Annotated in this window: 14 protein-coding genes; 6 read left to right on the top strand and 8 right to left on the bottom strand. The window is 71.7% G+C overall.

Features of this window, described 5'->3' with window-relative positions:
• Positions 1-108: 108 nt before the first annotated feature.
• From CSC62_RS12315 to CSC62_RS18075, 5 genes are read right to left on the bottom strand one after another with little or no spacing between them, the layout of a single operon-like run.
• The gene (locus tag CSC62_RS12315; RefSeq protein WP_162406808.1) at positions 109-2,871 is read right to left on the bottom strand and encodes a glycoside hydrolase family 3 protein; all 2,763 of its coding nucleotides are present in this window, start codon (positions 2,869-2,871) and stop codon (positions 109-111) included.
• A gap of 34 nt (positions 2,872-2,905) precedes the next feature.
• Positions 2,906-4,639 (bottom strand): glycoside hydrolase family 43 protein, encoded by a 1,734-nt coding sequence (locus CSC62_RS12320; protein ID WP_162406810.1) that lies wholly within the window; start codon positions 4,637-4,639, stop codon positions 2,906-2,908.
• Positions 4,640-4,668: 29 nt separating this feature from the next.
• Positions 4,669-5,925, bottom strand: coding sequence for a D-mannonate dehydratase ManD (gene manD / locus CSC62_RS12325; protein ID WP_162406812.1), 1,257 nt, complete (start codon positions 5,923-5,925; stop codon positions 4,669-4,671).
• Positions 5,922-7,961: a sialate O-acetylesterase gene (locus CSC62_RS12330; RefSeq protein WP_246194405.1), complete on the bottom strand. Its 2,040-nt coding sequence runs from the start codon at positions 7,959-7,961 to the stop codon at positions 5,922-5,924. Before CSC62_RS12330 ends, manD begins: the two co-directional genes overlap by 4 nt.
• Complete coding sequence (locus tag CSC62_RS18075; RefSeq protein ID WP_162406814.1) at positions 7,958-10,174, bottom strand: alpha-glucuronidase family glycosyl hydrolase; 2,217 nt, start codon at positions 10,172-10,174, stop codon at positions 7,958-7,960. The genes CSC62_RS12330 and CSC62_RS18075 overlap by 4 nt, the downstream gene beginning before the upstream one ends.
• Before the next feature lie 119 nt (positions 10,175-10,293).
• Here CSC62_RS18075 and CSC62_RS12340 point away from each other — a divergent pair, with 119 nt between their 5' ends.
• Positions 10,294-11,358: a LacI family DNA-binding transcriptional regulator gene (locus CSC62_RS12340; protein WP_162406816.1), complete on the top strand. Its 1,065-nt coding sequence runs from the start codon at positions 10,294-10,296 to the stop codon at positions 11,356-11,358.
• Positions 11,359-11,391: 33 nt separating this feature from the next.
• Here CSC62_RS12340 and CSC62_RS12345 read toward each other — a convergent pair whose 3' ends face one another.
• The 3 genes from CSC62_RS12345 to xylB form a co-directional block, all read right to left on the bottom strand.
• The gene (locus CSC62_RS12345; protein WP_162406818.1) at positions 11,392-12,822 is read right to left on the bottom strand and encodes a sugar porter family MFS transporter; all 1,431 of its coding nucleotides are present in this window, start codon (positions 12,820-12,822) and stop codon (positions 11,392-11,394) included.
• A gap of 112 nt (positions 12,823-12,934) precedes the next feature.
• Entirely contained in the window at positions 12,935-14,269 is a 1,335-nt protein-coding gene (gene xylA / locus CSC62_RS12350) for a xylose isomerase (RefSeq protein WP_162406820.1), read from the bottom strand.
• 43 nt (positions 14,270-14,312) lie between these two features.
• Positions 14,313-15,803 (bottom strand): xylulokinase, encoded by a 1,491-nt coding sequence (gene xylB, locus CSC62_RS12355; protein ID WP_162406822.1) that lies wholly within the window; start codon positions 15,801-15,803, stop codon positions 14,313-14,315.
• A 386-nt stretch (positions 15,804-16,189) separates the two neighbouring features.
• On the opposite strand from xylB, the gene CSC62_RS12360 reads away from it, so the two are divergent.
• From CSC62_RS12360 to plsB, 5 genes are all read left to right on the top strand, one after another.
• Positions 16,190-16,729: a GNAT family N-acetyltransferase gene (locus CSC62_RS12360; protein WP_211368999.1), complete on the top strand. Its 540-nt coding sequence runs from the start codon at positions 16,190-16,192 to the stop codon at positions 16,727-16,729.
• Positions 16,730-16,792: 63 nt separating this feature from the next.
• Positions 16,793-17,686, top strand: coding sequence for a 5'-nucleotidase, lipoprotein e(P4) family (locus tag CSC62_RS12365; RefSeq protein WP_162406824.1), 894 nt, complete (start codon positions 16,793-16,795; stop codon positions 17,684-17,686).
• Positions 17,683-18,408 (top strand): orotidine-5'-phosphate decarboxylase, encoded by a 726-nt coding sequence (gene pyrF / locus CSC62_RS12370; protein WP_162406826.1) that lies wholly within the window; start codon positions 17,683-17,685, stop codon positions 18,406-18,408. The genes CSC62_RS12365 and pyrF overlap by 4 nt, the downstream gene beginning before the upstream one ends.
• Positions 18,409-18,651: 243 nt before the next feature.
• Positions 18,652-19,647, top strand: a complete 996-nt coding sequence (locus tag CSC62_RS12375) for a hypothetical protein (RefSeq protein ID WP_162406828.1) — start codon at positions 18,652-18,654, stop codon at positions 19,645-19,647.
• A 7-nt stretch (positions 19,648-19,654) separates the two neighbouring features.
• Entirely contained in the window at positions 19,655-22,336 is a 2,682-nt protein-coding gene (gene plsB, locus CSC62_RS12380; protein WP_162406839.1) for a glycerol-3-phosphate 1-O-acyltransferase PlsB, read from the top strand.
• Positions 22,337-22,362 lie beyond the last annotated feature (26 nt).

Raw genomic sequence — 22,362 nt, forward strand, 5'->3', positions numbered from 1 at the left:
CCGCTGGAGGATGGGGATCGGCGAAACCGGCGGCCTGGGAGTGTCCGCCGGCTCCGCCTCACCCCGGCCGCCCGTACCCCGGAGAGAGGGGACGGGCGGCGACAACGCTCATCGGGCCGGATCCACCTGCAGCGTGGCGCGCTGGCGCACGTCCGCGCTGGAGGCGCCGACCTGGACCTCGTAGCGGCCCGGATCGACCACGTAGGCGCCGGCCTGCGCGTCGTAGCGGCGCAGGTCGCGTTCGGGGACGAGGGTGAATTCCAGCGCACGGCTCTCGCCCGGCTGCAGGTGCACGCGCTGGAAGCCGCGCAGCTCCTTCAGCGCGCGCGGCTGCGCCGGCTGCAGCGGCTGCGCCAGATCCAAAGACGCCAGGTACAGCTGCACCACCTCGTCGCCGGCGCGCGCGCCTTCGTTCTTCACCGTCACCGCGATCTTGACCGGATCGCCCGCGGCGGCCCGGCCGCGGTCCAGGCGCAGGCCCGAGTAGCCGAAGCGGGTGTACGACAGGCCGTGGCCGAACGGGTACAGCGGCTCGCCGCCGAAATAGCGGTAGGTGCGGCCGGCCATGGCGTAGTCGTCGAACGCGGGCAGCTTCTCGTCGGCCTTGTAGAAGGTCACCGGCAGGCGGCCGGAGGGATTGGCGTCGCCAAACAGCACGTCGGCCACCGCGCTGCCGCCGCGCTGGCCCGGATACCACGCGACCAGGATGCCCGGCACGTGCTGCTCGGCCCAGTCCACCGCCAGCGCCGAGCCGGTGGTCAGCACCAGCACCACCGGCGTGCCGGTCGCCTGCACGGCCTCCAGCAGCTTGCGCTGGGTGGCCGGCAGGCGGATGTCGGTGCGGTCGCCGCCGGCGAAGCCGGGATAGTTGACCGTCATCTCCTCGCCTTCGACGTCGCCGGTCAGGCCGCCGACGAACACCACCACCTCGGCGCCGCGCGCGGCCTCGACCGCTTCTTCGAACGGCGGCCGGGCACCCGGCATGCGCCAGGCCAGGCGCACGCCGGCGTCGCGTTCCAGCTCCTGGTATTCCAGGCGGATGTCGTAGGCGCGGCCGCCCTCCAGCTGCACCGTGGCCTGGTCGGCGGTGAGGCGGTCGGCCTTGCGCCAGCGGTCGATCACCGGCTTGCCGTCCAGGTACACGCGCACGCCGTCGTTGGCGGCCGCCTCCAGCACGTACTCGCCCGACACCGGCGGCAGCAGCTGGCCGCTCCAGCGGATGGAGAAGTCGTCGGCCGGCACCGCCTCGTCGGGGCCGGCCTCGCCGCGCGCCAGCAGGTTGTCGGTCGGCGAGCCGCGGTCCCAGCTGAAGCCGATCACCGGATCCACCCGCACCAGCGCCGGCGTGCCGGACAGGCCGGGGTTGCGGAAGTACTCGCCGCGCAGGCCGCGCTCGCTCGCGCCCGCGGCCGGGCGCAGGTACTGCGCCTCCACCAGCGGCGTAGCGGCCGGGTCGCTGCGCCCTTCCACCAGGTCGGCACCGCGGGCGTAGACGACCTGCGCCTGCGGCGCCGCCTCGCGGATGCCGCGCAGGATCGTCACCGGGTCGGCAGGAGTACCGAAGTAGTTGCCCAGCAGGGCCATGGTGTCGTCGGCCGTGGGGCCGATCACCGCGATCCGCTTGGTCTGCCGCGACAAGGGCAGGACGCCGTCGTTCTTCAGCAGGACGATCGATTCCTGGGCCATCTTCCGCGCCAGCGCGTCATGCTGCGGCGACTGCACCACCGAGTACGGGATCTGCGCCCACTTCACCCGCTCCGGCGGGTCGAACATGCCCAGGCGCATGCGCGCGGCGAACAGCCGCCCGAGCGAATCGTCCAGTTCGGCCTCGTCGATCAGGCCCTGCCTGACCGCGACCGGCAGGTGCTTGGCGTAGGTTTCGCCGCAGTTGAGCTCGGTACCCTTCTTCACCGCCAGCGCCGCGGCTTCCTCTGGGGTGGCGACGATCCTGTGGTTCTTCCAGATGTCCACGATCGCCCAGCAGTCGGACATCACGTAGCCCTTGAAGCCCCAGTCGCGGCGCAGGGTGTCGAGCAGCAGGAACTGGCTGGCGCTGGCCGATTCGCCGTAGACCCGGTTGTAGGCGCCCATCACCGCGTACACGCCGCCTTCCTTGACCAGGGCCTCGAACGCCGGCAGGTAGGTGTCGTACAGGTCCTGCTTGGAGGGGTGCACGTCGAAGGTGTGGCGGTCGGCCTCCGGGCCGCTGTGCACGGCGAAGTGCTTGGCGGTGGCGTCGAGCTTGCGGTAGTCCGGGTCCAGCGGCGCGCCGGTCGCCGGGTCCATGCCCTGCAGGCCGCGCACGAACGACACGCCCATCCGCGCGGTCAGGTACGGGTCCTCGCCGTAGGTCTCCTGGCCGCGGCCCCAGCGCGGATCGCGGAAGATGTTGATGTTCGGCGACCAGAAGGTTAGGCCCTGGTAGCGCCCGTGCTTGCCCTCGGCGAAGAAACGGTGGTGCTTGGCCCGGGCCTCGTCGCTGATCGCCGCGGCGACCTGGTCCATCAGCGGGACGTCGAAGCTGGCGGCCATGCCGATCGCCTGCGGGAACACGGTCGCGCCGCCGGCGCGGGCCACCCCGTGCAGGGCCTCGTTCCACCAGTCGTAGGCCGGCACGCCCAGGCGCTCGATCGCCGGGGCGTCGTTCTGCATCTGCGCGGCCTTCTCCTCCAGGGTCATCCGCGCCACCAGCAGGGCGGCGCGCTCCTCGGGACTGCGCGAGGCATCCAGCCACGGACGTTCCTCGGCCGCCTGGGCCGACAGCCAGGCCAGGGCCGCCAGCAGGGCCGACCCGCAGGCGAGCGCCGAACGGCGGCGACGGCGGACGTCGTGCGTGTCGGCCGGCATGGGGCTGCGATGGTGTGCGTGCATGTCCTCTCCTCCCTCAAGGTTCGATTGCCGCCGCTCAGGGCGCGCGTTCGTCGCGTGCGTACGGGCCCAGGGTGGCGCCGACGAAGCCGCCGGCCACATCGGTGCTCAGCACCGTACCGTCCGCGTCCTCGACCAGCCACTTGACGCCCTGGCCGGCGTCGAAGCCGAAGCCGTACCTGCCCTCGTTGCCCTTGATGTGCAGGGTCAGCAGTTCGACCTCGCTTGCAGGCTGGCTGGCCACCACCTCGACCTCGCCACCGGCCTTCTTCTCCAGGAACACTTCCGCGCCGTTGTCGCCGGTGCGGCGCACGCCGAGGAAATACCAGTGGGTGTCGCCCTGGAAGGCGGCCAGGCCCGCGGCCACGCCGGCGGCCGGCAGTTCCATCGCGCTGCTGGCCTCGAACACCAGGTGCTGCTGGCGGCGGGCGTAGAACGCCGGGTTGACCTTGGTGTCCAGGCGCTCGGCCAGCGGCTTGATCGCCAGCCAGCCCGGGCGCGCGGTGCCGTCGAACCACTGGGTCTTGGGCACGCGCGGGGTCATCCAGCCCTTGCCCAGCTCCACGGTGTCGAACTCGTCGCGCCAGGTGAAGTTGCCGGTCATCGGTGCCTGGTCGGCGGGCTTCTTCATGAACGAGGGGCCCGGCAGCACGTACGGGATCGCCTCGTTGCGCGGCAGGATCACCGGCCAGCCGTCCTTCCAGGTCACTGGCAGCAGGAAGGTCTCGCGGCCGGTGTTGTAGTGGCGCACGTCGTAGTTGCGGCTGGCCAGGAAGGTCGCCCACCAGGTGCCGTCCGGACCCTGCACCATGTCGGCGTGGCCGGCGTTGGTGATCGGCAGCGGCCGATTCGGGTCCAGGTCGCGCTGGGTCAGGATCGGGTTCTGGTCGTAGACCTCGTACGGGCCCCAGATGTCGCGGCTGCGCAGGATCACCTGCGAGTGCTGCGGCCCGGTGCCGCCTTCGGCGTCGCTGAGGTAGTACCAGCCATCCACCTTGTAGATGTGCGGGCCCTCGATCCAGATCGGGTTCTCCTCCGGCTTGATGCCGCCGTCGATCAGCACCTTGCGCGGCCCGAACGGCTTGCCGGCGGCGATGTCGATCTCCTGCAGCCAGATGGCGCGGTGGCCGTCGTAGCGCACCGGCACTTCCGGCTCGTCGTTGTTGAGGATGTAGGCCTTGCCGTCGTCATCGAAGAACAGCGACGGATCGATGCCGCCGATGGTCGGCAGCCAGATCGGGTCGGACCACGGGCCGGCCGGGTCGGTGGCGGTGACGATGAAGTTGCCGCCGGCGTCGACTGAGGTGTTGACCACGTAGAAGGTGCCGTCGTGGAACTCGATGGCCGGGGCGAACACGCCGCGCGAGACGCCCAGGCCGTCGAAGTCCAGCTGCCCGGGCCGGTGGATCGCGTTGCCCACCTGCTTCCAGTGCACCAGGTCCTCGCTCTCCATCACCGGGATCCCGGGGAAGAAGGTGAAGGTGGAGGACACCAGGTAGAACTTGCCGTTGGCGGCGGTCACGCTGGGATCGGAGTAGAAGCCCGACAGCACCGGGTTGCGGAAGCTGCCCTCCGGCACCTCGGCCTCGAACGCGGCGTCGCGCCCGGTGTACTCGAACCAGTCGAAGTACACGGTGGGCGCGTCGGCGCCCGGGTTGGCCTGGCTGGTGGCGGCGGACGCGTCGCCGGCCTTGTCGCCGCAGGCGGCAAGCAGCAGCGCGGCGATGCCGGCGGCCAGGACGCGGCGGGCGCGGTTGGTGCGGTTGCTCATCGGTACTCCCCTCTCCAGATTGCGTTGCGTTACCAGTCCCACATCGCGCCGTCTTCCAGGCGCGCGATCGGCAGCTGCTTGGGCGCGTACGGGTACTTCGCCGCCAGCTTCTCGTCGATGTCCACGCCGATGCCCGGCGTGTCGCCGACGTACAGGCGGCCGGCGCGCAGCGCGTAGTCGTGCGGGAACACCGCGTCGGTCTCCTCGGTGTGGAACATGTATTCCTGGATGCCGAAGTTCGGCACCCAGGTGTCGAAGTGCAGGGCCGCGCCCATGGTCACCGGCGACAGGTCGGTGGCGCCGTGGAAGCCGGTGCGCACCTGGTGCAGGGCGGCGAAGTCGGCCAGCCGGCGCAGGTGGGTGATGCCGCCGCCGTGCACGATCGTGGTGCGGATGTAGTCAATCAGCTGGTTCTCGATCAGGTGCTTGCAGTCCCAGATCGAGTTGAACACCTCGCCCACCGCCAGCGCGGTGACCGAATGCTGGCGGATCAGCTCGAACGACTTCTGGTTCTCGGCCGGGGTGGCGTCCTCCAGCCAGAACAGGCGGTAGGGCTCCAGCGACTTGGCCAGGCGCGCGGCCTCGATCGGGCTCAGGCGGTGGTGCACGTCATGCAGCAGCTCCACGTCCGGGCCATGGTCGGCGCGCAGTTGCTCGAACAGCTTCGGCACCGTGTCCAGGTAGCGCGGCGTGTTCCAGGTGGTCTCAAGCGGCAGCTCGCTCTCGGCCGGCTCGTAGCCCTTGGCATTGGAGATGCCGTAGGCCTTCTTGATGCCCGGCACGCCGCACTGCGCGCGCACCGCCAGGAAGCCCTGCTCGATGAAGCCGCCAACCGCGTCGGAGGCCTCGGCGATGTCGCGGCCGTTGGCGTGGCCGTAGACCAGGGCACCCTCGCGCGAGCGTCCGCCCAGCAGCTGGTACACAGGCAGCCCGGCCATCTTGCCGAGGATGTCCCACAGGGCGACGTCGACCGCGGCGATCGCGCTCATGGTCACCGGCCCGCGCCGCCAGTAGGCGCCGCGGTACAGGAACTGCCACAGGTCCTCGATCCGGCCGGCGTCGCGGCCGATCAGGTTGGGCACCACGTGGTCCTGCAGGTAGGAGGCCACGGCCAGCTCGCGGCCGTTGAGGGTGGCGTCGCCCAGGCCGTACACGCCCGAGCGGGTGGTGATCTTCAGGGTGACGAAGTTGCGGCCCGGGCAGGTGACGATGACCTTGGCGTCGACGATCTCGCGATCGTTGCTGGAGCCGTGGTGGGTGGTTTCGGTGGCGGTGGAGGCGTTCATCGGGCGTGGTCGTCGTAAGGCATGGGGGAGATGGGCAGTTCGAACGGGCCGACCGGCAGGCCGGTGCCCTGGCCGTCGCTGTCGTACAGGGTGCAGACCGGGCTGTCGGCCCAGCAGTAGCGGACCCGGGTGGCCTCATGCGCGCCGGGGGCGTGCAGGGTCACCCGGTTGTTCCAGGTTTCGGCGCGGGCGTAGCGGCAGGAGCCGGGCGCATCGCCGCAGACTTCGAAGCCGATCGGGCCGTCGGCGCCGTAGGCGACCAGGCCGTCGGAGACCTGGTCGAAGGCCACCACCAGGGCGTCGCCGTTGCGACTCACCGCCGCCGGCACCGGACCGGCGCCGGCGATCTTCTCGCCGTACACCAGGGCCCGCGCCGTGCGCGCCAGGCGCCGGCCCAGCTCCTGCTTGTTCGACGGATGGATGTCGTAGCGGTCGCCGATGTCCAGGGTGACCACTAGGCCGGTGTCGCGGTCCTCGGCCGCGACTTGGCGCTGGGCCTCGCGCATCGCCGCCCAGTCGCTCTCGCCGGGCTTCTGCGGCGGGCGGCCGTAGTTGGGCAGCTGCACCAGCAGCAGCGGCAGGCCGGCGCCGAACTGGCCGCGCCAGTCGCGGCGCAGGGCGCGCAGCAGGTCGGCGTAGCGGGCGTGCTCGAAGGTGTTGGACTCGCCCTGGTACCACAGGGCGCCGCGCAGGCCGAACCCGCCGAGCGGGGCGATCATGCCGTTGTGCAGCGTCGACAGCCCGGCCGCGCTCTGCCACGGCGCGCGCGGCGGCGAACCGACCGCGGCCGGCACCACCCGGTACCTCCAGCCGCCATCCAGCGGCACCCGGGTACCGTCGGCCAGATGCAGCGTGTGCGCCGAGGCCGGCCCGGACAGACCGCCGTCGCGGTAGGTGTCGAGCACGTTCACCGCGACGGTGTTGTCGCCTGCGTGCAGCAGCCCCGGCGGCAGCTGGTACTCGCGGCCGCCGCCGGCGCCGTAGGTGCTGCCGACGCCGCGGCCGTTGACCCAGGTGGTGTCGATCTCGTCGGCCGGGCCCAGGGCCAGCACCGCCTCCTGCGCGGCCTGGGCCGCGGTCAGGTGCACCGTGGCCCGGTACCAGACCATGCCATCGAACGCGGCCAGTTCGGGTACGCCCCAGCGCTCCCATGCGCCCAGCTGCGCCGGCGCGTCGCGCCACTCGCCCTGCGGCGCGTCCTCGCTCCACGGGGTGTCGCCGGCGGCGATGCCCGGGCGTGCCGACCACCAGCGCTGCCACAAAGCGCCCCAGTCGCCGACCGCCGCCAGCGGGTCCTCGGCATAGCGCTCCAGCACGTCCAGCTCGGCGTCGTAGCCACCCAGTGCGCGCAAGGCCGGTGCACTGGTCCAGGCCTGGATGCGGGAGCCGCCCCAGGCGGCGTTGACCAGGCCCATGGGCACGTCCACGGTCTTCTGCAGCTCGCGGGCGAAGTAGTAGCAGGCGGCGGAGAAATCGCGCACCGAGTCCGGCGTGACCGGCTGCCAGCGCACCGGCTGGGAGAAGCCTTCCTGCGGGCGAACGTCGGCCACCTGCGGCACGGTGAACAGGCGGATGCGCTCGTTGCCGGCGCCGGCGATCTCGGCGCGCGCGTCCAGGGTGCGCCAGACCTGCAGCTCCATGTTCGACTGGCCCGAGCACAGCCAGACGTCGCCGACCATCACGTCGGCCACGCGTTGCGACTGCGCGCCGGCAGTGGCGGTCAGCGCGTAGGGACCGCCGGCCGGCAGGGCCGGCAGCTGCGCCTGCCAGCGGCCGGCGGCGTCGGCCTTGGCGCTGGCGCGCCTGCCGGCCAGCTCGACCTGCACCCGCGCGCCCGGCTGCGCCTGGCCCCAGACGCGCAAAGGCTGCCCGCGCTGGAGCACGGCATGGTCCTGGAACATCGCGTGCAGCAAAGGCGTGGCCGGCGCCTGCGCGGGCTCCTGCGCGGTGGCGGCCAGGGGCGCCAGCGCAGCGAGCAGGGCGGCGGCGGCGGCGCGGCGCACGCCACGGAAGCGGAACGGCATCGATGCGCTCATTTGCCGTCTCCGGGCGCGAACGGGAACTGTAGCGACTGGTAGTACGCCAGCGGATGCGGCGGCAGCTTCTCGCCCTTGGGCAGCGGCCGCTTCGAGAAGGTCTGGAAGTAGGCGATGCTGGCATCGCGCCACCACTGCGCCTCCTGTTCCTGGATGGCGAGGAAGGCGGCGACCTCGGCGTGGCGCTCGGCGTCGATGCGCCCGGCCAGCCCGGCCCAGGTGCGGCGCATCGAGGCGACGTAGTCCACGCCGCGGCCGTAGCGGTGCACCAGCTCGTCCCACAGGATGCGGCCCGAGGCCATGCGATGGTCCCAGGGCACGTGGTGGAACCACAGAAGGAACGGCTCCGGCACCGTGGCGATGTCGCCGAACTGCGCCGCCACCGCCGGTGCGTACTGCGCCACCGCGTTGCTTCCGCTGGCGCTGCGGTCGAAGCCGATCCCGCGCGCATCGGCGCGGTGGTAGTAGACCGAGGTCCAGTCCGCGCGCGGACCACCCTCGACCCATGGCGCCGGGCCGTAGTGATGGCCGCGGCCCATCAGGTGGTGCAGGCCAAGCGGGGTCATGTAGTCCACCACCGCCTCGCGCGAGCCCATCATCATGTCCACGATCGGCGTCACCACCGCCGGATCGGTGGAGAAGGTCATCCGGGTCCAGTCGCGGGCGATCTGCGCCGCGTCGGCGTGCGGATCCCAGGCCAGGCGGCCGAAGGCGTACCAGTTGGCCTGGTCGAACTGCGAGCCGCTCCAGTTGCGGTCGCTGCCGATGTTGGCCACCCCGGCCATGCCGGTGAGCGCATGTCCTTCCAGCGAACCGTCGACCACCCGGGCCACGGTCGAGCCCGGGCCGCGCGCATGGGTATCGGCCTGCAGGGCCTCCTGGTACATCGGCGCCAGGTAGGCCAGGTGGGTGGCGAAGCCCAGGTATTCCTTGGTGATCTGGAACTCCATCATCAGCGGGGTCTTCGGCATCGCCCCGAACAGCGGATGGAAGGGCTCGCGCGGCTGGAAGTCGATCGCACCGTTCTTGACCTGGACCAGGACGTTGGCCGCGAACCGGCCGTCGTAGGGCACGAATTCGCTGTACGCCTGCTTGGCCCGGTCGTCCGGTTCCTCGTGCGAATAGACGAAGGCGCGCCACATCACGATCCCGCCGTGCGGGGCCAATGCCTCGGCCAACATGTTGGCGCCGTCGGCGTGCGAGCGGCCGTAGTCCTGCGGCCCCGGCTGGCCCTCGGAATTGGCCTTGACCAGGAAGCCGCCGAAGTCCGGGATCGCGCGGTAGATCTCGTCGGCCTTGGCCTGCCACCAGCGCCGCACCGCCGGGTCCAGCGGGTCGGCGGTCTGCAGCCCGCCGATCTCGATCGGGGCGCTGAAGCGCGCGCTCAGGTAGACCTTGAGCCCGTAGGGACGCAGCACCCCGGCCAGCGCCCGCGCCTTCTCCAGGTACTGCGGGGTCAGCATCTGCGCGCTGGTGTTGACGTTGTTGAGCACCGTGCCGTTGATGCCGATCGAGGCGTTGGCGCGGGCGTAGTCGGTGTAGCGCGGGTCCAGCCAGCCCGGCAGCTTGTGCCAGTCCCAGATCGACTGGCCGGCGTAGCCGCGTTCGACGTAGCGGTCGAGGTTGTCCCAGTGGTTGAGGACCCGGACCTTGACCTTGGGTGTCTCGCGCACATCCAGCCCGGACAGCGATTGTCCACTTTGGGCCAGGCGCAGGAAATGGAAGGCGCCGTAGAGGACGCCGATGTCGCTGTTGGCGGCGATCACGGTCGCGGCATGGCCGTCGATGCGCAGGCTGCGGACCAGGTAGCCCTCGTCGCCGAGCGCCGACAGGTCCAGGCCCAGCTTCGCCAGCACCGGCGAGGAGGCCGGGGTGCCGGCGACCAACACGCCGTCGCGGTCGATCCGCGCGGTCATGGCCGGCGCGCCGCCGAACAGGCCGCCGAGGCCGCGCAGCAGTTCCTCGCGCGTGGCCGCCTGGGTCGGGCTGGCATCGGGCGCCGCCAGCGCGGCGGCCACCGCGCGTCCGGCGTCGGCCTGGGCCGCCGGCAGGGCGCGGTAGCGCAGCCACAGGTCGTGGCCGTCCTCGGCCCTTGCGGTCGCCGCCGGCAGCCACACCCACAGCGCCAGCAGCAGTACCGCCACCGCCCTTACCCGCCTGGCCACGCCCCTTGCCGCCACGCCCGCCACCTGCCCGTACTGCCCGATCGCCATCAGAAAACCTCCCGGGTACTGCCTCGAACCGTCCAGCGGATATGCTTCGACGGCCATTGCGGTGAAAATCCATCTGTCGCGGCCCACCGGCCGCCATTGCCGAACCAGAGGAAGCGACCTTGGGGACCAGCACGAAGTCGGCGCGACGCAAGAGCCGCGCGATCACGATCCACGAGGTCGCCGCCCTGGCCCAGGTCTCGCCGATGACCGTGTCCCGGGTCATCAACGGCAACGCCAACGTGCGCGAGGCCACCCGCGAACAGGTCATGCGCGCGGTGCGCGAGCTGGGCTACACCCCCAACCTGGCCGCGCGCTCGCTGGCCGCCGCCCAGGGCACCCGGATCGCGCTGATCTACACCAACCCCTCCGGCGCCTACCTCAGCGAGCTGCTGGTCGGCGCCCTGCGCGGCGCCGCGCGCACCGCGGTGCAGCTGGTGGTCGACAGCTGGGACGGCTACAACGCCGAGGCCGAGCGCAACGCCGCTCGCGCCCTGGCCCGCAGCGTCGCCGGCGTGCTCCTGCCGCCGCCGCTGTGCGAATCGCGCGCGGTGGTCAACGAACTGCTCTCGGCCGGCGTGCCGGTGGTGGCGCTGGCCTCGGCCCGCTTCGGCGACGACCTCTCGCACGTGCGGATCGACGATTTCAGCGCGAGCAAGGAAATGACCGAATACCTGATCGGCCTGGGCCATACCCGGATCGGCTACATCAAGGGCCATCCGAACCAGACCGCCAGCGCGCGGCGCTACGAGGGCTTCCAGGCGGCGCTGGCCGAGGCCGGGATCGCCGCGGACGCCGGCCTGGTCCAGCAGGGCCACTTCACCTACCGCTCCGGCCTGGACGCGGCCGAGAAGCTGCTGTCGCGCAAGAAGGCCCCGACCGCGATCTTCGCCAGCAACGACGACATGGCCGCCGCCGCGGTCTCGGTCGCCCACCGCCGCGGCCTGGACGTGCCCGGCGACCTGTCGGTGGTCGGCTACGACGACACCTCCGCGGCGACCACGGTCTGGCCGGAGCTGACCACCATCCGCCAGCCGATCGCCTCGATGTCCGACTCGGCCATGGACATCCTCCTGCGCAGCATCCGCCGCAAGGAGAAGGACGTGCACATGGTGGTCGACCACGTAGTCGCCCACCAGCTGGTCAAGCGCGACTCGGTCGCGCCGCCGGTCGCAGCCGGCGGCTGAGGGCGGGCGGGCCCGCCATCGCACGGCCACCTCTCAACCCTCCATCTGTTCCAGTTCGCGGCCGCGGGTCTCGTGCACGTAGCGCAGCACGAAGCCCACCGACACGAACGCCGCCGCCGCATACAGCCCGTACGCACCGGCCAGGCCGATCCCGCCCAGCAGCATCGGGAACGTCCAGGTGATCACGAAGTTGGCCGTCCACTGCGCCAGACCGGCCACCGCCAGCCCCGAGCCGCGGATCTGGTTGGGGAACATCTCCCCCAGCATCACCCACATCACCGGGCCCCACGACACGTTGAAAAACACCACGTACGCGTTGGCCGCCACCAGCGCCAGCAGGCCCATCTGTCCGGGCAGCTGCAATTTGCCGTCCACCAGCGTTCCGCTGGCGAACGCCCAGGTCACCAGCGACAGCGTCACCGCCATGCCCGCCGAGCCGATCCACAGCAAAGGCTTGCGCCCGATCCGGTCGATCAGCGCCACCGTCACCAGGCACGCACCGATGCTCAGCGCGCCCGACAGCACGTTGATCAGCAAGGCGTCGTTCTCCGAAAAACCCACCGCCTGCCACAGCACCGCGCCGTAGTAGAACACCACGTTGATGCCCACCAGCTGCTGGAACACCGCCAGGCCGATGCCCACCCACACGATAGGGCGTACCCGGCCGCTGGCCTTGCTCACCAGGTCCGACAGCCGCGGACGGTGGTGGTCGGCCGCCAGCGAGGCCTCGATCTCGGCGCGCTTGCGCTCGCCGGTACCGGCCCCGTACAGCCGCGCCAGCACCCGCCCGGCCCGCTCCGTCAGCCCCCGCGCCACCAGGTAGCGCGGGCTCTCGGGAATGAAGAACAGCGCCACCAGGAACAGCACCGCCGGCACGATCTCGGCCCAGAACATCCACCGCCACGCCTCATAGCCCAGCCACAGCACCGCCGTGGAGGCACCGGCGTGGCCGGCCAGCCACCAGTTGCTCAGGAACGAGCAGAACAGCCCGGAGATGATCGCGATCTGCTGCACCGTGGCCAGCCGCCCGCGGTAGCGCGCCGGCGCCACCTCCGAGATGTAGGCCGGCGACATCACGCTGGCCGCGCCCACCGCCAGGCCGCCGATCACCCGGTACACCACGAACTCGGCCGACGAGGTCGCGATCCCCGAGCCCCAGGCCGACACCAGGAAGAACACCGCCGCCCACAGCTGCATCGTCCGCCGCCCGTAACGGTCGGCCAGGGTCCCGGCGAACCAGGCGCCCACCGCGCAGCCCAGCAGCATCGAGGCCACGTTGAAGCCGGTGACCGCCGCATCGGACTGGAAGGCCGCCTTCAGCCCGTCCACGGTGCCGTTGATCACCCCGCTGTCGTAACCGAACAGGAAGCCGCCGATCGTCGCCACCAGGCTGATCAGGATGATGAATCCGGTGTTCTCCTCGCCCGCCGCGGTAGCCCCGCCAACGGTCTCGGTCGCGCCCATGCCTGCCATTCGGGGACCCCTCCCTCGATGAATAACGCCCGCGCACCGGCCGGGCGGCCGGTGCGCGCTCACATCACGCAGAACCGGGGCACGCGGCCCCGGCCTGTATCGCTCAGCGGTTGAGCAGGTACTGGTTGAGCAGGTTCTCGTAACGCTCCTGCTTGCCGCTGATCTGCTGCGGCTCGCCGTTCTTGCCGGCCAGCGCGACCAGGTCGGCCAGGCCCAGCTTGCCCTGCTCGAAGTCCTTGCCGGCGCCGGCGTCGAAGCTGGCGTAGCGCTCGCTGCGCCACTTCTCCCACGGCGAGTCGTTGAGCAGCGCGTGCGCCACTTCCAGGCCCTTGGCGAACGCGTCCATGCCGCCGATGTGGGCCAGGAACAGGTCCTCCATGTCGGTCGACTCGCGGCGCGGCTTGGCGTCGAAGTTCAGGCCGCCGACCAGGCCGCCCTGGCGCAGCACCACCAGCATCGCGCCGACGGTGTCGTACAGGTCGGTCGGGAACTGGTCGGTGTCCCAGCCGTTCTGGGCGTTGCCGCGGTTGGCGTCGATGCTGCCGAGCAGGCCGTGGTCGCTGGCCACCTGCAGGTCGTGCTCGAAGGTGTGGCCCGAGAGCGTGGCGTGGTTGGCCTCGATGTTGAGCGAGAAGTCCTTCTCCAGGCCGTGCTCCTTGAGGAAGCCGGCGACGGTGGCGCTGTCGAAGTCGTACTGGTGCTTCATCGGCTCCATCGGCTTGGGCTCGATGAAGAACTGGCCCTTGAAGCCGATGCTGCGGCCGTAGTCGCGGGCCACGGTCAGGAAGCGGGCGAAGTGCTCGAGCTCGCGCTTCATGTTGGTGTTGTGCAGCGAGGCGTAGCCCTCGCGGCCGCCCCAGAACACGTAGTGCTCGCCGCCCAGCTCGACCACCGCGTCCAGCACCGCCTTGACCTGCACCGCGGCGCGCGCGACGACATTGAAGTCCGGATTGGTGGAGGCGCCGTTCATGTAGCGCGGGTGCGAGAACAGGTTGGCCGTGCCCCACAGCAGCTTGGTGCCGGTGGCCTGCTGGCGCTCCTTGGCCAGGCCGACCAGGTGCTTGAGGTTCTTCTCGTACTGGCCGATGTCGTCGGCGTCCGGCGCCAGGTCGACGTCGTGGAAGCAGTAGTACGGCACCCCGAGCTTGGTGAAGAACTCGAACGCGGCGTCGACTTTGGCCTCGGCCGTGGCCAGCGCGTTGTCCTTCTCCCACGGGAAGTGGCGGGTGCCCGGGCCGAACGGGTCGGCGCCGGCGTTGCAGAAGGTGTGCCAGTAGCAGACCGCGAAGCGCAGGTGCTCGCGCATGGTCTTGCCGCCGATCTTCTTCTCAGCGTCGTAGACCTTGAACGCCAGCGGGTTGTCCGAACCCGGGCCTTCGTAGGGGATGGTGCCGATGCCGGGGAAATATTCCTTGGCGCCGATGAATGCCTTGCTCATGTCGGTGATTCCGTCGTGTCGTGGAGGTGTGGGTGGCGGGCGGTCAGGCGTACAGCGGCCGGATCGCGTCGAGGTGGGAAAGGAAACGCTGGTACTGGCTGGCGTAGGCGGCGGTCGCCTCGGCATGGGGGTGGGCGGACAGGCGCGGGTCCAGGCGCACGTGGGCGGCGGCCAGCGCGGCCAGGTCGGCGCCCGGGTCGGCGGCGCGCTGGTCGGCCCACAACGCCTGCAAAGCCGCGCCGAAGGCCGCGCCCTCGGCCTGCTCGGGCACGTCCACCGGCAGGCCGAACACGTCGGCCACCATCTGCCGCCACACCGCGCTCTGGCTGCCGCCGCCGGTCAGGCGGATGGCCTCGAAGCGCATGCCTGCGTCGACGAAGGCGTCGTAGCCGTTCTTCAGGCTGTAGACCGCGCCTTCCATCGCCGCCCGGTACAGGTTGGCAACGCTGAAGTTGGTGGCGGTCATGCCGAACAGGCTGCCGCGGCCGTTGGGCAGGTTGGGAGTGCGCTCGCCGTTGAGGAACGGCAGCATCAGCAGGCCGTCGGCACCGGGCCGGGTGTTGGCCAGCAGGGCGTCGCCCTCCTTGGTGGAGAAGCCGCACAGCTTGCCGACCGCCTCGGTGGCCACGGTGCAGTTCATGGTGCAGATCAGCGGCAGCCAGCCGCCGGTGGAATCGCAGAACGCGGCCCAGCGCCCGGCGTCGTCGACCATCGCTTTGTCGGCGTAGGCGAACAGGGTGCCGGAGGTGCCCAGGCTCATGCTCAGCACGCCCGGGGAGACGTTGCCGGTGCCGATCGCGGCCATCATGTTGTCGCCGCCGCCGGCCGACACGCGCACGCCGCGCGGCAGGCCCAGCTCGTCGGCGATAGCCGGGGCGAGCGGGAAGGTGGCGTCGGCCTCGACCAGCGGCGGCAGGCAGGCGGCCAGGTCGCGGTCGGCATCGGTGGCCTTGAGCATCTGCTCCGACCAGCGGCGGTTGCGCACGTCCAGCCAGCCGGTGCCGGAGGCGTCGCCGCACTCCATCCAGCGCTCGCCGGTGAGCCAGAAGTTGACGTAGTCGTGCGGCAGCAGGATCGAGGCCAGCTGGGCGTAGGCCTGCGAGCGGTGGCGGCGGGTCCACGGCAGCTTGGAGGCGGTGTAGCCGACCAGGATGGGATTGCCGGCCAGGTCGATGCTGGCCTGGGCGCCGCCGACCGCGTCCATGATCTGGTCGCACTCGGCCGCGCTGCTGGTGTCGCACCACAGCTTGGCCGGGGCCAGAACATTGCCGGCGCGATCCAGCGGCACGAAGCCGTGCTGCTGGCCGGACACGCCGATCGCCTTGACCCGCGCACGCAGGGCCGGCTCCAGCCGCGTGAAGCAGCTGCGGATCGCCTCGATCCACCACTCGGCGCGCTGCTCGCGGCTGCCGTCGTCGCCGGAGGCCAGCTCCAGCGGCTGGCCGAGGGTGGCGGCGACCTGGCGGGTCTCCGGATCATAGGCCACCAGCTTGACGCTCTGGGTGCCGACGTCGAGGCCGACGTACAGGCTCATGCGCGCCGCTCCGCGCGGGCGCCGGCCTGCGGCCGCAGGCGGAGGAAGGTGGCTGGCACTGTCGTCATCTGGCGCTCCATTGCGCGTTTCAACCTCATGGAATCCCCGGCTCGCCGGCATTGCTGCGACGCAACAAAAGTGTCGGCCACGGCAGATCCCGGTCGGGTTTTCCGGCCCGGCCGGGATTCAAGTTAGCGGTACCATTTTTCATGTTCTACCACGTCCGGGGGGTCGGATGCATGCTGCGGGTGCGCAAAAAGGTGTATGGATCGAGGTCGCGGCTGCGCCTCGTCCCGGCCGCGCTACGCTGGCGGCCATCTTCACACCTGCGCGCCTGCGATGATCCATCCCCACCCCTTCCGGCCGCTGCACCGCCAGCGTCCGGCATGAACATGCCGCCCGCCCCGCGCGTGATCGCCCGCACCGCCCGCCTGCGCCTGCGTGAGATCGGTCCCGACGATGCCGGCTTCATCGTCGAGCTGCTCAACCAGCCCGATTTCCTCCGCCATATCGGCGACCGCGGCGTGCGCGACCCCGGCCAGGCCCTGGCCTGGCTGCACGACGGCCCGGCCGCCAGCTACGCCCGCCACGGCCACGGCCTGTGGCTGGTGGAGACCCTGGACGTCACGCCGGTCGCCCTGGGCCTGTGCGGCCTGGTCGCGCGCGAGGGCCTGCCGGCGCCGGACCTGGGCTTCGCCTTCCTGCCGCAACACTACGGCCGCGGCTACGCCTTCGAGGCCGCCGGAGCGGTCCTGGCCCACGCCCGGGATGCGCTGGGCCTGGACCGGGTGCTGGCGATCGTGGTCGCGGACAACGCCCGCTCCATCGCCCTGCTGCGGCGGCTCGGCCTGGAGCCGGACGGCACGGTGACCCTGCCCGGGCAGGCGCAGGAACTGCTGCTGTTCCGGACCCCGGATCCGGGGTAGGAACGCGGGCCCTGCGCGGCGAGCCGGTAGACTTCCGCATCCCCGCCGTTCCGCGAGATCCCGATGCGCCCGACCCCGCTCTGCGTCGCCGGCCTGGCCGCGCTGGCGCTGGCCGCCTGCCAGCCCGTGCGCCCCGACGCACCGCCCGCCGTCGCCACCGACCCGGCGGCCGCCGCCACGGTCCCGGCCGACGACAACCTCAACGCGGTGCTGTGGGTGCAGCGCTCGGCCGAGTACCGCGCCCTGGCCGAACAGACCTACCGCGCCGCCGCCGACCACCTGGACGCGGCGCTGAAGCAGGCCGACTGGGACGCCCTGGTCGCCAGCGAGCGCGGCCCCGCCGGCACCGGGCTGAAGCCGGCGGTGGTCCTGGACATCGACGAGACCGTGCTCGACAACTCGCCCTACCAGGCGCGGCTGGTGCGCGACGGCGGCGAGTACAGCGACCCGGCCTGGGACGCCTGGGTCGAGGAGCGCAAGGCCACCGCCGTCCCCGGCGTGGTCGCCTTCGCCCGCGCCGCCGAAGCCCGCGGCATCACCCTGGTCTACATCTCCAACCGTGCCGTGCACCTGAAGGACGCGACCCTGGACAACCTGCGCGCCGCCGGCCTGCCGGTGGCCGACGACAGCGTGTTCCTCGGCCTGGGCACGGTGGTGCCGGGCTGCGAGCAGGAAGGCTCGGAGAAGGACTGCCGCCGCCGCCTGGCCGGCCAGCGCTACCGGGTGCTGATGCAGTTCGGCGACCAGCTCGGCGACTTCGTCCGGATCGACGCCAACACCCCGGCCGGGCGCCAGGGGCTGCTGGAGCGGTACGGCGACTGGTTCGGCCGGCGCTGGTGGATCCTGCCCAACCCGACCTACGGCAGCTGGGAACCGGCCCTGTTCGACAACGACTGGCGGCTGCCGCGCGAGGCCCGGCGGGCGGCCAAGCGCGCCGCGCTGGAGGTGGCGCCGTGAGCCGCGCCCCGCTGCCGCTGGCCGCCGACGAGCGGCTGATCTTCGCCCTGGACGTGCCCGGCCGGGCCCAGGCGCTGGAGTGGATCGACCGCCTCGGCGACAGCGTGCGCTTCTACAAGATCGGCATGGAGCTGCTGGCCTCGGGCGAGTACTTCCAGGTGCTGGACGACCTCGCCCTGCAGGGCAAGAAGGCGTTCGTCGACCTGAAGTTCTTCGACATCCCGGCGACCGTGGCCGGGGTGGTCCGCGGCCTGGGCCGCTGGCCGGTGCACTACTGCACCATCCACGGCTGGCACCCGGCGATGATGCAGGCCGCGGCCGAGGCCAACGCCGGCTCGGACATGCGCCTGCTGGCGGTCACCGTGCTCACCTCGATGGACGGCCAGGACCTGCGCTCCATGGGCATCTCCGGCGAACCGGAAGAGATCGTCGTCGAACGCGCCCGGGCCGCACAGGCCGCCGGGATCGACGGGGTGATCGCCTCCGGGCTGGAGGCCGGACCGATCCGGCGCGCCACCGGCGCCGGCTTCTCGATCGTCTGCCCGGGCATCCGCCCCGGCGGCCCGGCCGGCGACGACCAGAAGCGCAGCGTCGGCGTGGCCCGGGCCTTCGCCGACGGCGCCGACGCCATCGTGGTCGGGCGTCCGATCCGCCAGGCGGCCGATCCGCGCGCCGCCGCAGAGGCGATCCAGGCGGAGATCCTGACCGCTATTACCAAATGAATTCAATGGGTTGAGGCAGACAATCTCACGCATTGCCTAAACTTCGGCGCGGCGCTAGGATGCCCGCGTCCGGCCCTTGGCCGGAACCGTGCCACAACACGATGTCCTCCGGCTCCGGCCGGTTTTGGGGGAGGCCATGCGCCTCCCCTTTTTATTCCGCCGGGGACACGCCCTTTCCGTTGCCGGACAGGCCCGGCTGCGGCCACACTCGGCGCGGGGAGAACCGACCGGGAACGTGCCTGCATGCAGCGACCGCAGCTCCGCCAGCCATCGCCCGGCTCCGTCCGGTCCGGCCTGTCCTGCCTGATCCTGGCGCTGGCCGCCCTGCTCGGGGGTTGCGGCCGCCCGGCTCCGCCCGACCTGCCCGGCGCCGCCAGCGAGCCGGCCGGCGCGGTGCGCCAGCTCGCCGGACACCTACGCAGCAACGACCTGGCCGCCTTCGCCCGCGACGCCTTGCCGCCGGCCGAGCACGCGCGCCTGGCCGAGGCCTGGCGCCAGGACCGCAGCCGCTGGCCGCTGACCGAACTGCCGCTGGACGACCGTCTGCCGGCGATCCTGGGCACCCTGGCCGCACCCGGCTCGGAGCAGCGCCTGCGCCGCGAGTTCGACCGCCAGTTCGCCGGCCAGGACGCGGCCCTGCGCGATGCCGCCCGCTCGCTGACCCTGTTCGGCGGCCAGTACCTGAAGCAGCAGGGCGACTACAGCGCCGAGGAGCGCGGCCACTACGTCCAGGTCGTCGCCGCGCTCGGCACCTGGGCCGGGCAGGCGCCGCTGGGCGAGCGCAAGCACGCCTACGCCGCCATCGACCGCCTCGCCGCCGCCGCCCGCGCCACCGGCCTGGCCAGCGAAGACGACCTGCGCCAGGCCGGGATGGAGGAGAGCCTGCGCCGGCTGGGGCCGTTCCTGGCCGAGGCCAAGGCCGCGGTGGCCAGCTACGGCCTGGACCTGGACCGCAGCCTGGCCGACCTGCGCACCGGCCTGGTCGAGGCCAGCGGCGACCGCGCCGTGGTCCGGATCCACTATCCGCTGGGCGCCACCGAGATCGACACCACCGTCAGCCTGGTCCGCCGCGACGGCCACTGGTACATGAGCGACTACCTGGACCACGCCGCCCTGCTGCTGGCCGTTCCCGCGGTGCCCGCGATGCCTTTCGACCTGCCCGCCCCGCCCGCCGCCGACCCCTCCGAGGCGCGGCCCGAATCCCCCCCGCAGGCGGCCGGCCCGGCGCCTGCGCGATAATCGCCCCATGCCTGAACAGAATCCCCTGCCCTTCCCGGACCCCGCGTCGGGCACCCCGGCGCCGTCCGCGGCCCCCGTGCCGGCCGCCCAGGGCACGCCGGACGGCGGTGCCGCCCCGGTCGAGCACACCGTCCCCGAGCGCGCCGGCAGCCAGCCGCCCGCACCCGGCCGCGGCCAGCCGCCGGCCCGCCGCCCGTGGTGGGCGCGCCTGCTCGGCCGCCTGGCCGATCCCTGGCTGGACCTGAAGCTGGAACCGGCCGAGCTCCCGGTCCCGGACGCCGACGACCGTCGCCTCGTCTGCTACGTGCTCGAGGACTACGGCCTGTCCAACGCCCTGATCCTGGACAAGGCCTGCCGCCAGGCCGGGCTGCCTTCGCCGCTGGTGCCCCTGCCGGGCGACCCCCTGGGCCGCAAGCGCGCCTACCTGGCCCTGTCCCGGCGCAACGCCGCCCCGCTGATCCCCGACCAGCGCCCGGCCGCACGCACCCATTCCGATTCGCTGGCCAAACTGCTGCAGGCCCACCGCGCCGACCCGACCCTGGACGTGCACCTGGTGCCGGTGTCGATCTTCGTCGGCCGCGCCCCGGACCGGGCCAGCGGCTGGTTCTCGGTGCTGTTCTCGGAGAACTGGGCGCTGGTGGGCCGCTTCCGCCGGCTGCTGGCGATCCTGCTCAACGGCCGCGACACCCTGGTCCGCTTCGCCGAGCCCATTTCCTTGCGCGAGAGCGTGGCCGAGGGCCTGGAGCCGGAGCGCACCGTGCGCAAGCTGCAACGGGTGCTGCGCGCGCACTTCCGCCGGATCCGCGCGGCGATCATCGGACCGGACCTGTCGACCCGGCGCCTGCTGGTGGACAAGGTGCTGGCCGCCGACACCGTACGCGAGGCCATCGCCGACCAGGCCCGGCGCGACAGCTCCAAGCCGGCCGAGGCCTGGAAGAAGGCCCACGCCTACGCCTGGGAGATCGCCGCCGACTACTCGCACCCGACGGTGCGCTCGGCCAGCTTCGTCCTCACCCCGGTGTGGAACAAGATCTACCGCGGCGTGCTGGTCCACCACCTGGACAAGCTCAAGGAGGCCGCGCCCGGCCACGAGGTGGTCTACGTGCCCTGCCACCGCAGCCACATGGACTACCTCTTGCTGTCCTACCTGCTGTACGAGCGCGGGATCGTGCCGCCGCACATCGCCGCGGGCATCAACCTCAACCTGCCGGTGGTGGGCACCATCCTGCGCAAGGGCGGGGCGTTCTTCATGCGCCGCAGCTTCCGCGGCAACCCGCTGTATTCGGCGGTGTTCACCGAGTACGTGGCCCAGCTGGTGTCCGGCGGCTATTCGCTGGAGTACTTCATCGAGGGCGGGCGCTCGCGCACCGGCCGGCTGCTGCAGCCCAAGGGCGGCATGATCGCCATGACCCTGCGCGCCTACCTGCGCCAGCCGACCCGGCCGGTGCTGTTCCAGCCGGTCTACATCGGCTACGAGAAGCTGATGGAGGGCAACAGCTACCTGGACGAGCTGTCGGGCAAGCCCAAGGAGAAGGAATCGATCTGGTCGCTGCTGTGGGGCATCCCCAAGGTCCTGCGCAGCAACTACGGCCAGGTGGTGGTGAACTTCGGCGAGCCGATCCGGCTGGACGAGGTGCTGGCGCAGCGGGCGCCGGACTGGGACGGGCGGCCGGTGTCCGAGGACGAGAAGCCGGCCTGGCTGGCCGACACCGTCGACGCCCTGGCCCAGCAGATCCAGGTCAACGTCAACGGCGCCGCCGACGTCAACCCGATCAACCTGCTGGCCCTGGCCCTGCTGTCCACGCCCAAGCACGCCATGGGCGAGCGCGACCTGCTGGCCCAGATCGCCCTGTCGCGGACCCTGCTGGCCGAGATCCCGTACTCGGACCGCTTCACCGTCACCCCGCACTCGCCGCAGGAGATCATCGCCCACGGCGAGGAGATCGGCGTGCTCGAGCGCGTCCCGCACCCGCTGGGCGACGTCCTGCGGGTGGACGGCGAGAACGCCGTGCTGCTGTCGTACTTCCGCAACAACGTGGTCCACCTGTTCACCGCGTCCTCGTGGATCGCCTGCTGCTTCCAGCACAACCGGCGCATGAGCCGGCGCACCCTGGTGCGGCTGGGGCGCACGGTCTACCCGTTCCTGCAGGCCGAGCTGTTCCTGCCGTGGAGCGAGGACGAGTTCGCCGAGCGGGTGGAGCGCATCGCCGACGTGTTCGTGCGCGAGGGCCTGCTGCAGCAGGCCAACGACGACGACGGCGGCATCCTCCAGCGCAACCAGGGCCAGAGCGACGAGGTGTTCCGCCTGCGCGCGATCGGCCACACCCTGCAGCAGGCGTTCGAGCGCTACTACATCGCGATCTCGGTGCTGGTGAAGAACGGCCCCGGCACCCTGGGCGCGGCCGAGCTGGAAAGCCTGTGCCAGCTGGCGGCCCAGCGCCTGAGTCTGCTGTACGCGCCGGCCGCGCCGGAGTTCTTCGACAAAAGCCTGTTCCGCAGCTTCATCCAGAAGCTGCGCGAGATGAAGCTGGTCTGGCCCGACCAGAACAGCAAGCTGCTGTTCGACGAGCGCCTGGACGTGTGGGCCAAGGACGCCAAGATGATCCTCGGCCGCGAGCTGCGGCACACGATCGAGCGGGTCAGCCCGGAGGCCGCGCGCAACGAACCGGCAGAAGCGCCGGCGGACTGAGGCCGGCGGCGGTCCCGCCGCCGCGG

It is taken from the genome of Pseudoxanthomonas jiangsuensis (genome assembly GCF_010093185.1).
GTDB lineage: Bacteria > Pseudomonadota > Gammaproteobacteria > Xanthomonadales > Xanthomonadaceae > Pseudoxanthomonas > Pseudoxanthomonas jiangsuensis.

What these genes read in the sequence shown, in the direction of transcription:
- CSC62_RS12375 (WP_162406828.1), top strand. Translation starts at nt 18,652, where the DNA reads ATGCAGCGACCGCAGCTCCGCCAGCCATCGCCCGGCTCCGTCCGGTCC.
- CSC62_RS12345 (WP_162406818.1), bottom strand. Translation starts at nt 12,822, where the DNA reads ATGGGCGCGACCGAGACCGTTGGCGGGGCTACCGCGGCGGGCGAGGAG.
- CSC62_RS12315 (WP_162406808.1), bottom strand. Translation starts at nt 2,871, where the DNA reads ATGCACGCACACCATCGCAGCCCCATGCCGGCCGACACGCACGACGTC.
- CSC62_RS12330 (WP_246194405.1), bottom strand. Translation starts at nt 7,961, where the DNA reads ATGAGCGCATCGATGCCGTTCCGCTTCCGTGGCGTGCGCCGCGCCGCC.
- plsB (WP_162406839.1), top strand. Translation starts at nt 19,655, where the DNA reads ATGCCTGAACAGAATCCCCTGCCCTTCCCGGACCCCGCGTCGGGCACC.
- CSC62_RS18075 (WP_162406814.1), bottom strand. Translation starts at nt 10,174, where the DNA reads ATGGCGATCGGGCAGTACGGGCAGGTGGCGGGCGTGGCGGCAAGGGGC.
- xylB (WP_162406822.1), bottom strand. Translation starts at nt 15,803, where the DNA reads ATGAGCCTGTACGTCGGCCTCGACGTCGGCACCCAGAGCGTCAAGCTG.
- CSC62_RS12320 (WP_162406810.1), bottom strand. Translation starts at nt 4,639, where the DNA reads ATGAGCAACCGCACCAACCGCGCCCGCCGCGTCCTGGCCGCCGGCATC.
- CSC62_RS12360 (WP_211368999.1), top strand. Translation starts at nt 16,190, where the DNA reads ATGAACATGCCGCCCGCCCCGCGCGTGATCGCCCGCACCGCCCGCCTG.
- CSC62_RS12365 (WP_162406824.1), top strand. Translation starts at nt 16,793, where the DNA reads ATGCGCCCGACCCCGCTCTGCGTCGCCGGCCTGGCCGCGCTGGCGCTG.
- manD (WP_162406812.1), bottom strand. Translation starts at nt 5,925, where the DNA reads ATGAACGCCTCCACCGCCACCGAAACCACCCACCACGGCTCCAGCAAC.
- xylA (WP_162406820.1), bottom strand. Translation starts at nt 14,269, where the DNA reads ATGAGCAAGGCATTCATCGGCGCCAAGGAATATTTCCCCGGCATCGGC.